Raw genomic sequence first — 15,682 nt, forward strand, 5'->3', positions numbered from 1 at the left:
CCGGGCGGCTCTAGACACCCGCGTGCGCGAGGCTCTTCTCACCGGACTTGCGCAGGTAGAAGACCCACGTCGTGACCGCGAACACCACGTAGGCGGCGATGAACACGTACAGCGCCGAGGTCGACCAGGTGGCGTGGGCGTCCGCCGCGGCGACCTTGGCCTCCGGGGTCTTCGCCGCCGCCACCGCGCCGCTGACCGGGACGCTGGCGAGCCGGAAGATCTGCTGGATCAGGAACCCGCCGAAGGCGCCGATGGCCCCGGCGATGCCGATGACCGCGGCCGACATCCGCTTGTAGGCCAGGGCGGTGGCGGTCGCGTCGAGCCCGGCGGCGTCGACCTGCCGCCTGCCCAGTTCGCCGAAGATGACCGGGATCATTCGGTAGGTGGACCCGTTGCCCGCCCCGGAGAGGGCGAAGATCACCATGTAGGAGGCGAAGAACAGCCCGAAGCTGCGCTCGTTCACCCCCACCATGGCCAGCGCGGTGAACGCGGCCATGGCGACGAACACGAACAGCGTGACCCGGGCGCCGCCGAGCCGGTCGGCGAGCCAGCCGCCGAACGGGCGGGTGAACGAGCCGATCAGCGCGCCGAGGAACCCCAGGCCCGCCAGGTAGGTGCCGATGAACGGGTTCTGCGCCAGGAACTCCGGGAAGGTCAGCTTGATGACCAGCGGCAGCGCGAAGGAGAAGCCGATGAACGAGCCGAAGGTGCCGATGTAGAGCACCGACATGATCCAGGTGTGGCTCTCCCGCAGGCAGCTCAGGTACGACCTGGTGTCGGCCTTGGCCATGGTCAGGCTGTCCATCTTGAACCACGCGCCGATCACCGCGACGACGATGAACGGCATCCACATGATGCCCGCGTAGGCCAGGTGCACCGGGTGGACCGGGTTCTTGGCGATGGCGTAGGGCACGCCGATGATGACCACGAGCGGCGTCAGCAGTTGCACCACCGCCACCCCGAGGTTGCCGCCCGCGGCGTTGAGGCCGAGCGCGAGGCCCTTCTTCTTCTCCGGGTAGAAGAAGGAGATGTTGGCCATCGACGAGGAGAAGTTGCCGCCGCCGAACCCGGCCAGCGCCGAGAGCACCAGCATGATGGTGAACTGGGTGTCGTGCGACTGCTCGCGCACGAAGTCGAAGTGCACCATCGCGGCCAGCGCCCCGGTCGGGATGAACAGCAGGGCGGCGCTGATGGCCGTCCACAGCCTGCCGCCGAAGCGCGGCACCGCGAACGTGTAGGGGATGCGCAGCGCGGACCCGACCAGGTTGGGCAGGGCGGTGAGCCAGAACAGCTCGCTGGCGGTGAACGCGGTGCCGCCGCCGAACCCGGCGTTCGACAGGTTCAGCACGACCACCGACCACAGCACCCAGATGGAGAACCCGAGGTGCTCGGCGAAGATGGAGAACACCAGGTTCCGCCGGGCGATCCTCTTCCCGGTCTTCTCCCAGAACTCGGCGTTCTCCGGCTCCCAGTGGTCGATCCACCGACCCGGCCGCCGGGTGGGGGCATCCGCCTGGGGCGGCGAATCGACGGTGAGACTCATGGAAACGTCCTCCTCTGCTGACCGTGGGAGGAACCCTAGGAAGTCGGGATTTCCCACGCGTGGCCCAGGATGACGCCGGTGGCACTTCTTGCGCACTCCGCCGGGCGGCGGCCAGTGAGGTCGGCGGTCCGGCCGCTCAGACCAGTTGGCCGATCCGGTGCGCCGCGCGCTCCAGGCCGCGCATGGACCGCGACGTCGACTTCGGGTGCAGCGCGTGCACGGCGAGGCGGAACAGCAGGGCGCGCAGCAGCGCCTGCGGCCACTCCTCCAGGTGCGACCACCGCTTGGCCAGCGCGTCGTCGGCGCCGCCCCAGGCCATGGCGTCGACCACCACGACCGCGGCGGCCCACTCCGGCGGCCGGTAGAAGGCGGTGAAGTCGATCAGCCCGGGCGGGGCCTCGTCGTCGAACAGGACGTTGCCGAACAGGTCGCCGTGCACCACCTGCGGGGTCAGCGAGATCTCCCGCCGGGACTCGGCGAACAGGTCGAACAGCCGCCCGCCCAGCTCCGGGGTCAGCCGGGGCGGGGTCTCCTCGCCCCAGGCGGCGCGGTCGGCGAGGGCGAACACGTCGGCGCGGGCCCCGAGGAACCGGGGCCGGGGCAGGTGCGAGGTGGCCTTGTGCAGGCGCAGCGAGGCCGACACGACCTCGTCGTAGCGGGGTTCGGCGCGGCCGGGGATGAACCGGAACGCCATCCACCCGCCGACGACGAACCGCCCGTCGCTGGAGCGCAGCGGGCGGGCGAGGCGCAGGTCGGGGACGGTGAGGTCGTTGAGGGTCTGCGCCACCCAGCTCGCCTCGGCGGGGCTGTCCGCCTGCCGCATGGCCACGTCGTCGCAGCGCCACACCGGTCCGTGGTCGACCAGCACCGGTTCGGCGTCGCGGGCACCGAAAGCGGCGCGCACGTGTGGGGGCGGCGGAGTGCTCACGGGTCGGGACGCTACCCGTCCCGGCCCCGCCGACACGTGGGCGACACGGGCCCCGATGTATTGATCTTCGCAGGTGGGGGCGGCCCGGGCGACCCGCACGGGTCGCCCGGGCCCCCTCGGCTAGTACGTGGGCAGGCTCGGGTCGACGTCGTGGGCCCAACCCAGGACACCGCCGCCGACGTGCACCGCGTCCTTGAACCCGGCCTTGTGCAGCGCCGCGAGCGCCTCCGCCGAGCGCGCGCCCGACTTGCAGTGCAGCACGATCTGCTTGTCCTGCGGCAGCTCGGAGAACGCCTCCCCGGAGAGGATGCGGTCCTTGGGGATCAGCGTGGAGCCCTCGATCCGGACGATCTCGTACTCCCCCGGCTCGCGGACGTCGATCAGCGCGAAGTCGTCGCCCCGGTCGAACTTCTCCTTCAGCTCGCGCGGGGTGATGGTGCTGCCCGCCGCCGCCTGCTGGGCGTCGTCGGACACCACGCCGCAGAACGCGTCGTAGTCGATCAGGCCCTCGATCGGCTTGGTCTCCGGGTCCTTGCGGATCTTGATGGTCCGGTAGGACATCTCCAGCGCGTCGTAGACCATCAGGCGGCCCAGCAGCGTCTCGCCGATGCCGGTCAGCAGCTTGATCGCCTCGGTCACCATGATCGACCCGATGGACGCGCACAGCACGCCCAGCACGCCGCCCTCGGCGCACGAGGGGACCATCCCGGGCGGCGGCGGCTCGGGGTAGAGGTCGCGGTAGTTGAGGCCCTGCCCGTTGGGGGCGTCCTCCCAGAACACGCTGACCTGGCCCTCGAACCGGAAGATCGAGCCCCACACGTACGGCTTGCCCAGCAGCACGGCGGCGTCGTTCACCAGGTAGCGGGTGGCGAAGTTGTCGGTGCCGTCGAGGATCAGGTCGTAGTCGCGGAAGATGTCCAGCGCGTTCGACGAGTTCAGGTGCTCCTGGTGCAGGACCACCGTGACCAGCGGGTTGATCTCGGCGATCGACTCCCGCGCGGACTCCGCCTTCGGCTTGCCCACGTCGGACTGGCCGTGGATGACCTGGCGCTGCAGGTTGGACTCGTCGACGACGTCGAAGTCCACGACGCCGAGGGTGCCCACGCCCGCGGCGGCCAGGTAGAGCAGCGCCGGGCTGCCCAGGCCGCCCGCGCCGACCACCAGGACCTTGGCGTTCTTGAGCCGCTTCTGCCCGTCCACGCCGACGTCGGGGATGATGAGGTGGCGGCTGTAGCGGGCCACCTCCTCCTTGGTCAGCTCCTGCGCCGGCTCCACGAGCGGCGGCAAACTGCCTGGCATCGGCTCCTCCTCGAACACGGGTGTGGTCCCGCCGGCACCGGGTGCCGACATCGGAACTGAACACCAGAATCCCACGGGGGATTCCACTCCTCCCAGCATCCGGGAGGGGAATCACGTCCCGGACCAGCCGGTGGGTCAGACAGTGGGTCAGCCTGCGGGTTGCGCCTGCGGGTTGGGCCAGGCGTTGGGCTTGCACACCAGCCCGTCGGTCTTCACCGCGTCGGTCAGCCCGACCGCCCGGTTGAGCTGGGCCACGTAGTTGTTCGCCACGCCGAAGCTCTGCTGCATCATCACCGGCGCCAGCGCCCCGTTCTGCGCGCAGCCGACGTGGCTGTTGCGGAACGCGTGGCCGATCTCGTGGTTGATCGCGTACTGCCGGTAGGTCAGCATGTCGCCGCCGAAGACCACCGCGCCGCGCACCCAACGGGCCAGGTTGATCATCACGCGCTTCTCGGTGCCGCGGTAGCAGGAGGACTCGTACTTGATCGAGTACCCGCACATGTCGGGGCGGTGCGCGGTGTCCGGGCTGGTCAGGCTCACCCGGAAGCTGGGGTCGGGGAAGTCCGGCTCGACCCGCTGCACGGAGATCTCCCCCAGGCTGGTCCAGCCCCGCGGGTCGGCCAGGGTCTGGTCGATGAGCTGGGCGAACGCCGCGTCACCGCTGAACGCCGTCGGGTCGATGCCGTCCTCGACCTCGACGGTGTAGGTGTAGAGCTTTGGGCCCGCGCCGACCCGCTCGCCGTGCCCGGGCACCCCGTGCCAGGTGCCCGCGCCGGACTGGCTGTACGGGCCGCCGTTGGGCAGGTCCGCGGTGGGCACGGACACGTCCACCGGGGTTCCCGCCCGCTCGGTGACCTCCGGCGGCCCGGTCACGATGGGCGCGCCGTCGGCGGCCAGCGGCTCACCGGTGGGCGTGGCGGCCACCGCGCCGCCCTTCTCCCCGGCGGTCTGCACGGCGACCAGCGCCGTCACCGCGAGCAGGACGGGCAGCGCGTAGACCCGCCAGCCGTAGGCGGCGAGCACCCCGCGCACCCCGCGGGGTGCGGTGGTCCTCCGCGGCGGGCGTTCCGGGCGCCACGAGGCGGCCAACGGTTCGCCCGGCACGCGGCGGGCACCACCGCGGAGGCGGTCGTCGTCCGGCGTGGAGCGGGACGGCGTGTCCACGGGCTCGGACCCGCTCGGCGTCGTTCGGCTCACCGGACCCAGGGTGCCACATCACCCGGAATCCGCAGCGGCACCACCCGATCAGGCGTTTTCCCGGTCGTCGCCGCCCACTACCAGGTCCCGTCGGCCGCACCCTCCCACAGCCCGAGCACCGCCCGCGCCACGGTGGCGGGCCGCTCCATCTGCGCGACGTGTCCCGTCCTGGGCAGCACCAGCAGCCTGGCCCCGGGCACCAGCCGGGCCGTGCGCGGCGCCTTGCGGACGGTCACCAGCTTGTCCTCGGTGCCCCAGACGACCAGCGTCGGGGCGGTGATCTTCGGCAGCATCCGCCACACCGACCGGGTGCCCGGGGCCAGCCACGACCGGATCAGCCCCACGGTGCTCTGCGCCAGCGCCGGGTTCGCCCAGGCCAGCTCGGCCCGCTCGGCGTACTCGTTCGCGGTCTCCTCCAGCCGCTCCTGCGACACCTGCGACGGGTCGGCGAAGCACAGGTTCAGCATCTGCGTCGCCCGCTGCCGCGGGGTGGTGCGGGCCAGCCGCCTGCGCGCGATGTTGCCCACGAGCGGCAGCATGGCCAGCGCCATCCTCGGGTCCGACATCCGCCGCGGGTCGGGCCGCAGGTCGGGCACCGCCGGGGACACCAGCGTCAGCGTCCGCACCAGGTCCGGGTGGCGCGCGGCGAGGTAGACGCAGATGGTGCCGCCCATGGAGTTGGCCAGCAGGTGCACCGGCCCCAGGTCCAGCCCGCGCAGCCAGGCGGCCAGCGCGTCCGCGTGCGCCTGGATGGTGAACGGGTAGCCCGCGGGCGGCGCCGACCGCCCGAAGCCCGGCAGGTCGACGGCGATGCCCGGGGCGTACCCGGCGAGCTGGCCCGCCAGGTCGGTCCAGTTGGTGGCCGCGCCGCCGAGCCCGTGCACGTACACGGCGGTCACCGGCCCCTCGCCCGGGGTACGCCGGACGTGCAGGGTGATCCCGGCGGAGGTGATCTCCTCCCCCGGCCAGGCCGGGTGCGCCCGGTCCACCGGGGGCAGCGCGGCGGCGGACAGCGGGACCCGGGTCAGGTGTGCCCGCTCGGTGGTGGAGACGTTCATTTCCCCAGTCTGCCCGGCATCCCACGACCTCGCCGCACTGAGATCCGACTCACCCGGGATACTCCTGCGGGGGAGATTCCCCCGGGGTCCGTGGCCCGAATTGGGTTACTGGCGAGTAAGCTCGAACCACCCGTTCGGGTTGGCGATCCTGCCCGATGGTTGCACGTGAGCGAGGGTGGAGGCGCATGTCTGAGACGGTTCAGCAGAACGGGGTCGGCCGAGGGGCCAGGCTCCCCCGCACCGCGCGGCGGGCCCAGCTCCTCGCCGCGGCTCAGGACGTCTTCGCGGCGAACGGGTACCACGCCGCGGGGATGGACGAGATCGCCGAGCGCGCGGGCGTCAGCAAGCCGGTCCTCTACCAGCACTTCCCCGGCAAGCTCGAGCTGTACATGGCGCTGCTGGACAAGCACGTCGACGAGCTGGTCCGCCGGGTCACCGAGGCCATGGAGTCCACCACGGACAACAAGGACCGGGTGCGCAACGCGGTCGGCGCCTACTTCGGCTTCGTCGACAACGAGAGCCAGGCCTTCCGCCTGGTCTTCGAGAGCGACCTGCGCGGCGAACCGCTGGTCCAGGACGCCGTCGACCGCGCCACCACCTCCAGCGTGGACGTCATCACCGCCACCATCACCGCGGACGCGGGCCTGGACGAGGCGCGCGCCCGGCTGCTGGCGGTCGGCCTGGTCGGTGTCAGCCAGGTCGCGGCGATGGCGTGGCTGTCGGACAACCGCAGCCTCCCCAAGGAGGACGCCATCGCCCTCATCAGCAACCTGGCGTGGCGGGGCATCGGCGGCGGCTTCCCGCTGCTGCCCCCGAACGACTGAGACCACCCGCCTCCCGGTCCGCGCGACGCGGACCGGGCCGGGTGGCGCCTCAGCGGGTGGGCGCAGGCGCTGAGGCCCTGGCCAGCCGCAGGATGCGCGCCGCCAGTTCGGGGGCCCGCTCGTAGGGCAGCATGTGCCCCGCCTTCGGGTAGCGCACGAACTCCGTGTCCGGCAGCGCCCGCGCGATCACGTGCGCGTGCTCCAGCGGCGTGACCCGGTCCGCCTCCCCCACCAGCACCTGCGTCCGCACCGACCGGTACACCGAGAGCGCGGGCACGCGCGAGTGGTTGCGCAGGATGTCGCGCTGCAACGCGCCCATCGTGCCCTTGTGCGCCCGCCCGAGCTGCTCGGCCACCGCCCGGACGTCCACCAGCCGGAAGGTCGACCCGAACACCAGCCACCGCAGGAAGGCCAGCCCACCCAGCTCCTGCACCCGCGACACCCGCGGGGCCACCCGGTCGGCGAGTTCGGCGAGGGCGAGCGGTTCGGCGGAAGTCGGCTCAGCGGGGATCGGTTCGGTGGGCATCGGCTCAGCGGGGACCGGCCCGGTGGTGTTCATCCCCTCCAGCACCGCCCGCGTGCCCGCCGCCGTGGACCGGCCGCGCGAGCGCCGGTTCAGCACGGCCCGCACCACCGGCCGGGGCAGGCCGAAGGTCAACTGCGCCATCTCCGCCGCCGAGGTCGAGACGAACATCGCCCCGGCCAGCGACGCCGCCACCTCCGGGTGCGCCTCGGCGAGCGCCATCAGCGTCATCCCGCCCATGGAGTGGCCCACCACGACGACCCGACCCGAGGGCGCGCGGTCGGCGATCAGCTCCGCCAGGTCCGAGGCGAGCCGCGGCAGGGTGGAGCCGTCGCGCGGGCCCGCGGCGGAGCGGCCGTGGCCGCGCTGGTCGTAGCGCAGGACGCGGACGTGCGGGGCGAGGAGGGGCTCCACCACGTCCCACACCCGCAGGTCACTGGTCCACCCGTGCGCGAGCACCACGGTCACGGGCGCCGCGGCGGGGCCGGTGTCGACCACGTGCAGTGCCACGCCGTCCGAGGTGCGGAAGATGTCAGCCACGGCACGGAAGGTTACTACGGAGTAGACGGTAGACCTACTGGCGAGTAAGAACCCCGGTCCGCCTCGCCCCCGGGGAGGCGGACCGGGGCGGCTCAGGCGGTGACCCGCCGCGGCAGCTCGGCTGTGTCGAGCAACCGGGCCAGCCGGGAGGCCACCTCGTCCACCCGCTCGTAGTTGAGCATGTGACCGGCCTCCGGGTAGACCGCCAGCTCCGCGTCGGGCAGCGCGTCGGCGATGGTGCGCCCGTCGGCCACCGAGCAGAGGCGGTCGCGGCCGCCGGACAGGACGACCGCCCGCACGCCGCGGTAGACCGCCAGCGCGGGCAGCCGCTCGTGCTCGTTGAGCGAGCTGCGGAAGCCGACCATGTTCGCCGGGTTGCACCGGCCGACCTGGGCGGCGGTGGCCGCGATGTGCTCCGGGCGGGGCTTGCGCCCGAACAGCAGCCAGCGCACCCCCGGCCGGGCGAACCCGGCCAGGCGGCGGTGCAGCAGGCTGGGCCTGCGCGCCCTGGCCAGCCCCAGGTTGACCAGCTTCTCCCCGAACAGCACCGGCGCCGCCACCCAGCGCGGCAGCCCCAGCGTCAGCCGCGAGAGCCCCCCGGAGGTGGTGGCCACGAAGGCCACCCCGGCCACCCGCTCGGTGATCAGCCGGGGGTGCCGCTCGGCCAGCGCCATCAGCGTCATCCCGCCCATGGAGTGCCCGCCGAGCACCAGCGGGCCGGTCGGCGCCACCGCGGCGACCACCTCCGCCAGGTCGTCGGCGAGCCGGTCGATGGACGCCGACCCGTGCGGTGCCGACGCGGAGTCGCCGTGCCCGCGCAGGTCGAACCGGACGATCCGGTGCCCGGACAGCCGCGCCACCGCCTCGTCCCACGACGTGTGGTCCAGCGTCCAGCCGTGCAGCAGGACCAGGGTCACCGGCGCGTGCGCGGGGCCCTCGACGACGACGTTGAGCCGCACGCCGTCACTGGTCACCAGCTCGCTCACTTGACCAGCCCCGCAACCCGCCACAGCGGCATCGTGGGACCGCCGACGAGGTCCGCCTCGTCCAGGAACTTCATGATCCGCTCACCCCAGTAGTGCAGGGTCGCCCGGAAGTGCGGGTTGTTGCGCGCCACCTTCCGCGCCTTCCTCGGGTCGAGCCCCACCGCCGCGTAGACCCTGGGGTTCACCAGGCTCAGCATCACGAAGTAGGACACGACCGCGGTCAGCGCGCGGTGGTAGTGCTTGGCCAGGAACCCCGCCTGGGACATGGCCTGCACGACCTCCTGCCTGGCGAAGGTGACGTGCCTGGCCTCCTCCAGCACGTGAATCCGGTTGACCATCCGGATCAGCGGCTGGAGGGTCTCGTCGGCCATGTGCTCGCGCTGCATCCGGTCGAGCACCTCCTCGGCGACGAGGATCGCGGCGTAGGCCGACGGGCCGCGGCTGAGCGCGGGCAGCACCTTCGCCAGTTGCTTGACCCACGGGCGCGGACCGTAGGCGGGGGCGCCGAAGCGCTTGCACGCCTTGCCGAACATGGTGGAGTGCCTGCACTCGTCGGCGATCTCGGCGAGCATGTAGTGCACGTGGTCGGTGGTCGGGTCATGCCGGTAGACCTGCTTGAGCAGCATCTGCATGAGCAGGACCTCGAAGAAGATGCCGGTGCTGGCGATGCTGGCGATCTCGTGCTTGCCCAGCTCGATGCGCTGCTCCGGGGTCATCCGGTCCCACAGCTCGGTGCCGTAGAGGGAGATCCGGTGCTCGGGGTGGTAGTGCAGCCCGTCGGTCGTGGGGGCGTCCCAGTCGATGTCGATCAGCGGGTCGTAGAACTTGTCCGCGGAGGACTTGAGCAGCCTCCCCGCGGTCTTCTCCCGATCGGCTACCTTGGCCACCTGCGTCGCCCGGCTCATCGGCGAGTCACCCCATCTTCAGGCTTGTTCCAGCGTGCGTTACTTCCGGTAACAGTTACTTCTGGTAGCATGAATCGCATGACGGATCGTGTCAAGCGCCACAGGCAGGCAGATCCACGCGAGTCCGGAGACGCCCGCCGGGACCGGTGGAAGTCGCACCGGGCGGCCCGGCGCGAGGAATTCGTCGAGGCGGCCCTGCGCGCCCTCAACGAACACGGCCCCGACCTGGGCATGGAGCACGTCGCCGCGGAGGCGGGCGTCACCAAGCCGGTCCTCTACCGCCACTTCACCGACAAGGCCGACCTGTTCCTGGCCCTCGGCCACCGCGGCACCGAGATCCTCTTCGAGCGCCTCATCCCCGCCATGAACAGCGAGGAGGCCCCGCTCCCGCGCATCCGCAAGTGCCTGGACGCCTTCTTCTCGATCATCGAGGAGTACCCGAGCCTCTACCGCCTGCTGGTCCGCAGCACCTTCGCCGACCGCAGGATGGACGCCGACATCGTCGCCGAGGACAAGCGGGTCATCGCCAACGCGCTGTCCACCCTCCTCGGCGACTACCTGCGCGCCTTCCAGATGGACTCCGGCGGCGCCGAGGTGTGGGGCCACGGCATCGTCGGCATGGTCCAGAACGTCGGCGAGTGGTGGCTGGAGCGCCGCACCATGAGCCGCGACGCGGTGGTCGAGTACCTGACCCAGACCATCTGGGCCGCCATCGACGGCACCATGCGGGCCGACGGCTACGTGCTCGACCCGCACAAGCCGCTGGACATCAACAAGGTCATCAGACTCGGCACCACCCCCGTCAGCGACGGCGCGGCCCCCCAGGAGCGTGAGGCATGAGCACCCCCCACCCCGAGGACGACGGCTACTCCGGCCCGGCCACCCTCCTCGTCGCCGACCGGGAACTGCGGGTCTCGGTCGAACTGCGCGGCCACTTCCAGCCCATCGACGGCTACTACCGCTGGTACGGCCGCATCGCCGCCGACCCGGCCCTGTCGGAGCTGATCGGGGGCCGCAAAACCGGGGCCACCCTGCGCACCCCGGGCGGCGAGTCCCCCTGCGAGCTGTCCGACCCCGACCCGTGGGACCGCTACCGGGTCATGGGGACCAGCACCCCGCCGTTCGTGGTCCAGACGACCCTGGACCGAGCCGAAATCTGACCCGGCACGGCGAAGGCCACCGCCCCGGTCGGGGTGGTGGCCTTCGGCTTCGGCGCGCGATCAGGGGGCGAAGCCGACCTTGCGGGCGTCGGCACCACCGATCTCGACGTAGGCGACCTTGGCGGCGGCCACGACGTAGCGACGACCCTTGTCGTCGGTCAGGGCGAGGGTGCCCGACGGGTTCTTGAAGGCGTCGGCGACCAGGGCCTCGACCTGGTCAGGGGTCTGGGTGCTGTTGAGCACGAGCTCCCGCACGGTGTCCGAGACACCGATCTTGACCTCCACGCAGACCTCCGGGAATCAGAATCGAACAGCTTCCCCGCGAAGGCTAGTACGCCCGACCGCCCCCGCGCGCGAAGGGGCGCCCGGTTTCACCACGCGCGAAACCGGGCGGACCCGGTGGTGGCGCCCCCGCCGCTCAGCCGAGCCCCAGCGCCGTCATCCGCTTCCCGTGCTGCTGCTGCAACCGCCGGAACAGCGCCGCGATGCCCGCCAGGTCACCCGTCCCGGCGACGATCAGCTCGGCCAGGCCGTCGCGCTCGGCGACGACGTACTGGGCCTGGGTCAGCGCCTCGCCCAGCAGCCTGCGGCCCCACAGCGCGAGGCGGTCGCGGACCGCGCGGTCGCGGTCGATGGCGGCCAGGACCTCCCGCTCGGCGAACGCCGAGTGCCCGGTGTCGGCCAGCACGTCGAGCACCAGGGCCTTGGTCGGGTCGTCGAGCCAGGACCCGATCTCGCGGTAGAAGTCGGCGGCCAGACCGTCCCCCACGTACGCCTTGACCAGGGATTCCAGCCACGAGCGGGGGGCGGTGGAGGCGTGCCAGGTGTCGATGTGGCCGATGAACGGGCGGATGGCGTCCTCGATGTCCACCCCGTGCGCGGCCAGGTACTGCTGGATCTTGGCGTAGTGCCCCATCTCGGCGGCCGCCATCTCCGACAGCGCGGCCCGCCCGGACACCGTCGGGGCCGACCGCGCGTCCTCCGACAAGCGGTCGAAAGCGGACAGCTCGCCGTAGGCCAGCACCCCCAGCAGGTCGACGACCCCGTCCGACAACGTGCTCTCGGACACCCCGGCCTCAGCGCTCTCCATGGTTGGCAGCGTATCCGGCGGTGGTCACGGGTAGACTCACGAGGACGTCCGGCCGCGCCGAGGGATTCGGCGATGGGCTCGGACTCGCGAGAGACCTCGGGAAACTCGCGGCGAACTACGCCGCGGACCGAGCCGAAGAGGGTGCGCGCATACCTCGCAGGCCCTCCCGCGCCCCGTACCGGCGGCGCGGTCGAGCGGCCCGACCAGGGCAGTGCGCGCTGGTATGAGAGAGGCTGATCATCCTGACGCAGGACACCACCACCGAGAACGACCCGGTCGCGCTGGAGCACAGCGAGGCGGGCGTTCCCGAAACCGACACATCGCACCCGCTGGCCGCGGGGGCCCCGGTCAGCGAACTGGCGCCGACCTTCGCCGAGCTGGGCGTCAAGCCCGAGATCGTGCGCGCGCTGTCCGAGGCGGGCATCGAGCGCACCTTCGCCATCCAGGAGCTGACGCTGCCGCTGGCGCTGGCAGGCGACGACCTGATCGGCCAGGCGCGCACCGGCATGGGCAAGACCCTGGGCTTCGGCGTGCCGCTGCTGCAGCGGGTCACCACCCCCGGCGACGGCACCCCGCAGGCCCTGGTCGTGGTGCCGACCCGCGAGCTGTGCCTGCAGGTCACCGCCGACATCCGGGACGCGGGCAAGCACCTGGGCATCCGGGTGCTGTCCATCTACGGCGGCCGCCCGTACGAGCCGCAGGTCGCCGCGCTGACCAAGGGCGTCGACGTGGTCATCGGCACCCCCGGCCGCCTGCTCGACCTGGCCGAGCAGAAGCACCTGGTGCTGGGCAAGGTCCGCGCGCTGGTGCTCGACGAGGCCGACGAGATGCTCGACCTGGGCTTCCTGCCCGACATCGAGCGCATCCTGCGGATGGTCCCCGACGAGCGGCAGACGATGCTGTTCTCGGCGACCATGCCGGGTCCGATCATCACCCTGGCCCGCACGTTCCTCACCCGGCCCACCCACATCCGGGCCGAGGAGAACGACGCGAGCGCGGTGCACGAGCGCACCGAGCAGTTCGTCTACCGGGCGCACTCGCTGGACAAGGTCGAGGTCGTGGCCCGGTCGCTGCAGGCCGAGGGCCGCGGCCTGACGATGATCTTCACCCGGACCAAGCGGACCGCGCAGAAGGTCGCCGACGAGCTGACCGAGCGCGGCTTCGCCGCCGGTGCCGTGCACGGCGACCTGGGGCAGGGCGCGCGCGAGCAGGCGCTGCGGGCGTTCCGCTCCGGCAAGGTCGACGTGCTGGTCTGCACCGACGTCGCCGCCCGCGGCATCGACGTGACCGACGTCACCCACGTCATCAACTACCAGTGCCCGGAGGACGAGAAGACCTACGTCCACCGCATCGGCCGCACCGGCCGCGCGGGCAAGACCGGCGTGGCGGTCACCCTGGTCGACTGGGACGAGGAGCCGCGCTGGAAGTCCATCAGCGACGCGCTGGGCCTGGACAAGCCCGCCCCGGTGGAGACCTACTCCACCTCCGAGCACCTCTTCGCCGACCTGCACATCCCGGCGGGGTCGACGGGCAGGCTGCCGATGGCGCAGCGCACCCGCGCGGGCCTCGACGCGGAGCCGGAGGAGGACTTCGGCGGTCGCAAGAAGCGCGGCGGCACCCAGGAGCGCACCCGCCGCACCCGCTCCACCGGCGCCGCCCGCCGCGAGGCGGGCGAGTCCGTGCGCCCGCCCGCGGAGGACGGCAGCGGCGAGGGCGACAGCAGGCCGCGCCGCAGGCGCCGCCGCCGCGGCGGGGTCGACTCCGCCGGGGACGCGCCCGAGCAGCAGAACCAGACCGACCAGGCCCCGGCGGGCCCGGCCGCGGACGCCCCGCAGGCGTCCGGCGAGGCGGGCGCGGACAAGCCCGCCCGCTCGCGCCGCCGTCGCCGCCGCACCGGCGGCGGCGACCAGGCCGCCGCCGAGTCGACCGCGGCCGACAGCACGGGGGCAGCAGACTAGGGGCTGTGACCCGGCTGCCCCACGACGTCGCCGTCGAGGACGTCCTCGACGGCGACGTGCCCCCCGTCCCCGCCAAGCCCACCCGCACCCGCTTCACCCGCCGCCGAGACCTGGTCGCGGCCTCCCTGCTGGTCGTGGCCCTGCTGACCGCGGCCACCCTGCTCTGGCGCGACAGCGACTTCCGCGCCACGACCTCGACCACCGCCGACACCCCGGCCACCACCCCACCGGCCCCCCGGTCGGTCCCCGCGACCCTCACCGAGGTCTGGCGCGCCGACAGCCCCGCCACCCGCACCCCCACCACGGCGGGCCCCTCGGTCATCACCGGCCAGGCGGGCGACGTCCACGGCCGCGACCCCCTCACCGGCGCGATCCGCTGGACCTACCACCGCGACCTCCCCCTCTGCACCGTCGGCACGGCGTGGACCAGGGCGGTGGCCGTCCACCGCACCGACGGCGGGGCCCTCCCCGAGAGCGACCCCCGCCACCGGGGCGGGTGCAGCGAGGTCTCCAGCCTCGACGGCGCCACCGGAACCCTCGAAGCCACCCGCAACTCCGACGCCGAACCCGACACCCACCTCCTCGCGGGCGGCGCGCACCTCACCACCACCGGAACCCACCTGCTCACGACGTGGCACTCGAACCTGGTGAAGTCCCTGGAGTACGGCCTGGTCCCGACCCCGGTGAACCCGGACCGCCAACCGCGCCCCGGCTGCACCCACCGCTCCACCCTGGCCTCCGCGAACTCCATCGCCGTGATCGAACGCTGCGCCGAAGAACCCGCCGACCGGCTCACGGTCCTCAAGGCGGTCCCCGAGGACGCGGACGAACCGGAGGTCATCACCAGCCGCCTCCTCCCCACCGACCGGGCCACCCTGGTCGCCATGACCGACCACGCCACCGCGATCGCCCTGCCCGACCCGGACCGCATCGCGGTCTACGACGAACAAGGCATCGAAGACCACTCCCACCCGCTGCCCTTGGGCGCGATCCCACAACCCCCCACCCCCCTGACCACAACCGCGATCGGCGCCTTCCACTGGTTCACCGGAACGGACACCATCGCACTGTCCACAGCAGACCTCCACCCACTGTGGACGACCCGGAACACCCTCGGCCCCGCCGCGACCCTCGCGGGCCACGCGCTGGTCCCGGTCCCCGAAGGCCTGGCGGTGATCGACCAGTCCACAGGCGAACGCGTGAACACAATCCCCGTCGACCGATCCGGGTACAAAGGACCGGTGACCATCACCAGCATCGGCCCGGTCGTCCTCGAACAACGAGGCCCGACCCTGGTGGCCCTGAGGTGAGCAGGCGGGTTCACCCGGAAGGGGGAAAGTTGTCCACACCCCTCCCAGACCCCCGAAACTGTCAGACCCCAGCGTTAGCCTTGATTCGGAACGGCGCGCGAGGCAGTGGGCTTTGTGGCAGGTGTCGGTCCCACCCCGCACCTCCCAGTTCAGCCCGCCAGCCCTGAACGCGGTCAGCACCGGGTGGCGAGCGCGGCAGGACCGGGCAGCGAGCGCGGCAGGCGCCGGGGTACGCGAGCACTGCAGAACGCAGCGAGCACCGGGGTGCGCAGCGGACGGGGTGCGCAGCGGGCAGGTCGCACAGCGGGCGGGTCGCACAGCGGGCGGGGTGAGCAGCCCACCAGCACAGCCTGCCGACCAG

General features: G+C 72.4%; 15 protein-coding genes. 5 read left to right on the top strand and 10 right to left on the bottom strand.

Translation table 11 applies throughout. From position 1 onward, the window contains the following. Positions 1 to 10 precede the first annotated feature (10 nt). The 5 genes from DFQ13_RS03955 to DFQ13_RS03975 form a co-directional block, all read right to left on the bottom strand. On the bottom strand, positions 11 to 1,543 hold the full coding sequence (locus tag DFQ13_RS03955) for an MFS transporter (RefSeq protein WP_110078874.1): 1,533 nt from the start codon (positions 1,541 to 1,543) through the stop codon (positions 11 to 13). Positions 1,544 to 1,679: 136 nt separating this feature from the next. Next, a complete protein-coding gene (locus DFQ13_RS03960) occupies positions 1,680 to 2,471 on the bottom strand; it encodes a TIGR02569 family protein (RefSeq protein WP_233438260.1) in 792 nt (263 codons plus the stop codon). A 120-nt stretch (positions 2,472 to 2,591) separates the two neighbouring features. Then, the gene (gene moeZ, locus DFQ13_RS03965; protein WP_110079275.1) at positions 2,592 to 3,770 is read right to left on the bottom strand and encodes an adenylyltransferase/sulfurtransferase MoeZ; all 1,179 of its coding nucleotides are present in this window, start codon (positions 3,768 to 3,770) and stop codon (positions 2,592 to 2,594) included. 147 nt (positions 3,771 to 3,917) lie between these two features. Further along, positions 3,918 to 4,967 carry a DUF3152 domain-containing protein gene (locus DFQ13_RS03970; RefSeq protein WP_110078876.1) on the bottom strand — a complete coding sequence of 350 codons (1,050 nt, stop codon included), beginning with the start codon at positions 4,965 to 4,967 and terminating at the stop codon, positions 3,918 to 3,920. A 77-nt stretch (positions 4,968 to 5,044) separates the two neighbouring features. Next, complete coding sequence (locus DFQ13_RS03975) at positions 5,045 to 6,025, bottom strand: alpha/beta fold hydrolase (RefSeq protein ID WP_035279279.1); 981 nt, start codon at positions 6,023 to 6,025, stop codon at positions 5,045 to 5,047. A 185-nt stretch (positions 6,026 to 6,210) separates the two neighbouring features. Here DFQ13_RS03975 and DFQ13_RS03980 point away from each other — a divergent pair, with 185 nt between their 5' ends. Next, positions 6,211 to 6,849 carry a TetR/AcrR family transcriptional regulator gene (locus DFQ13_RS03980; RefSeq protein WP_035279281.1) on the top strand — a complete coding sequence of 213 codons (639 nt, stop codon included), beginning with the start codon at positions 6,211 to 6,213 and terminating at the stop codon, positions 6,847 to 6,849. Between the two features lie 49 nt (positions 6,850 to 6,898). On the opposite strand, the gene DFQ13_RS03985 is transcribed toward DFQ13_RS03980, so the two are convergent. The 3 genes from DFQ13_RS03985 to DFQ13_RS03995 form a co-directional block, all read right to left on the bottom strand. Then, the gene (locus DFQ13_RS03985; RefSeq protein WP_181399840.1) at positions 6,899 to 7,912 is read right to left on the bottom strand and encodes an alpha/beta fold hydrolase; all 1,014 of its coding nucleotides are present in this window, start codon (positions 7,910 to 7,912) and stop codon (positions 6,899 to 6,901) included. Positions 7,913 to 8,004: 92 nt separating this feature from the next. After that, positions 8,005 to 8,898 carry an alpha/beta fold hydrolase gene (locus DFQ13_RS03990; protein ID WP_035279285.1) on the bottom strand — a complete coding sequence of 298 codons (894 nt, stop codon included), beginning with the start codon at positions 8,896 to 8,898 and terminating at the stop codon, positions 8,005 to 8,007. Next, on the bottom strand, positions 8,895 to 9,803 hold the full coding sequence (locus DFQ13_RS03995) for an AurF N-oxygenase family protein (protein ID WP_110078879.1): 909 nt from the start codon (positions 9,801 to 9,803) through the stop codon (positions 8,895 to 8,897). The genes DFQ13_RS03990 and DFQ13_RS03995 overlap by 4 nt, the downstream gene beginning before the upstream one ends. A gap of 69 nt (positions 9,804 to 9,872) precedes the next feature. Between DFQ13_RS03995 and DFQ13_RS04000 the strand changes: the two genes are divergently transcribed. Together DFQ13_RS04000 and DFQ13_RS04005 are read left to right on the top strand one after the other, a co-directional pair. Further along, positions 9,873 to 10,643: a TetR/AcrR family transcriptional regulator gene (locus DFQ13_RS04000; RefSeq protein ID WP_110078880.1), complete on the top strand. Its 771-nt coding sequence runs from the start codon at positions 9,873 to 9,875 to the stop codon at positions 10,641 to 10,643. Next, positions 10,640 to 10,963: a DUF4873 domain-containing protein gene (locus DFQ13_RS04005; RefSeq protein ID WP_035279291.1), complete on the top strand. Its 324-nt coding sequence runs from the start codon at positions 10,640 to 10,642 to the stop codon at positions 10,961 to 10,963. The genes DFQ13_RS04000 and DFQ13_RS04005 overlap by 4 nt, the downstream gene beginning before the upstream one ends. 60 nt (positions 10,964 to 11,023) lie before the next feature. On the opposite strand, the gene DFQ13_RS04010 is transcribed toward DFQ13_RS04005, so the two are convergent. Continuing rightward, complete coding sequence (locus DFQ13_RS04010) at positions 11,024 to 11,248, bottom strand: DUF3107 domain-containing protein (protein WP_035279292.1); 225 nt, start codon at positions 11,246 to 11,248, stop codon at positions 11,024 to 11,026. Positions 11,249 to 11,381: 133 nt separating this feature from the next. Continuing rightward, positions 11,382 to 12,053, bottom strand: a complete 672-nt coding sequence (locus DFQ13_RS04015; protein ID WP_035279293.1) for a ferritin-like fold-containing protein — start codon at positions 12,051 to 12,053, stop codon at positions 11,382 to 11,384. 233 nt (positions 12,054 to 12,286) lie between these two features. On the opposite strand from DFQ13_RS04015, the gene DFQ13_RS04020 reads away from it, so the two are divergent. Continuing rightward, positions 12,287 to 14,011, top strand: coding sequence for a DEAD/DEAH box helicase (locus DFQ13_RS04020; RefSeq protein WP_110078881.1), 1,725 nt, complete (start codon positions 12,287 to 12,289; stop codon positions 14,009 to 14,011). A 5-nt stretch (positions 14,012 to 14,016) separates the two neighbouring features. Then, the gene (locus DFQ13_RS04025) at positions 14,017 to 15,321 is read left to right on the top strand and encodes an Rv3212 family protein (protein ID WP_181399841.1); all 1,305 of its coding nucleotides are present in this window, start codon (positions 14,017 to 14,019) and stop codon (positions 15,319 to 15,321) included. The last annotated feature ends 361 nt before the right edge of the window (positions 15,322 to 15,682 follow it).

The sequence above is a fragment of the Actinokineospora spheciospongiae genome (assembly GCF_003182415.1).
In the GTDB taxonomy this organism is placed as follows: domain Bacteria; phylum Actinomycetota; class Actinomycetes; order Mycobacteriales; family Pseudonocardiaceae; genus Actinokineospora; species Actinokineospora spheciospongiae.

What these genes read in the sequence shown, in the direction of transcription:
- DFQ13_RS03980 (WP_035279281.1), top strand. Translation starts at nt 6,211, where the DNA reads ATGTCTGAGACGGTTCAGCAGAACGGGGTCGGCCGAGGGGCCAGGCTC.
- DFQ13_RS03955 (WP_110078874.1), bottom strand. Translation starts at nt 1,543, where the DNA reads ATGAGTCTCACCGTCGATTCGCCGCCCCAGGCGGATGCCCCCACCCGG.
- DFQ13_RS04015 (WP_035279293.1), bottom strand. Translation starts at nt 12,053, where the DNA reads ATGGAGAGCGCTGAGGCCGGGGTGTCCGAGAGCACGTTGTCGGACGGG.
- DFQ13_RS03995 (WP_110078879.1), bottom strand. Translation starts at nt 9,803, where the DNA reads ATGAGCCGGGCGACGCAGGTGGCCAAGGTAGCCGATCGGGAGAAGACC.
- DFQ13_RS04005 (WP_035279291.1), top strand. Translation starts at nt 10,640, where the DNA reads ATGAGCACCCCCCACCCCGAGGACGACGGCTACTCCGGCCCGGCCACC.
- moeZ (WP_110079275.1), bottom strand. Translation starts at nt 3,770, where the DNA reads ATGCCAGGCAGTTTGCCGCCGCTCGTGGAGCCGGCGCAGGAGCTGACC.
- DFQ13_RS04000 (WP_110078880.1), top strand. Translation starts at nt 9,873, where the DNA reads ATGAATCGCATGACGGATCGTGTCAAGCGCCACAGGCAGGCAGATCCA.
- DFQ13_RS03975 (WP_035279279.1), bottom strand. Translation starts at nt 6,025, where the DNA reads ATGAACGTCTCCACCACCGAGCGGGCACACCTGACCCGGGTCCCGCTG.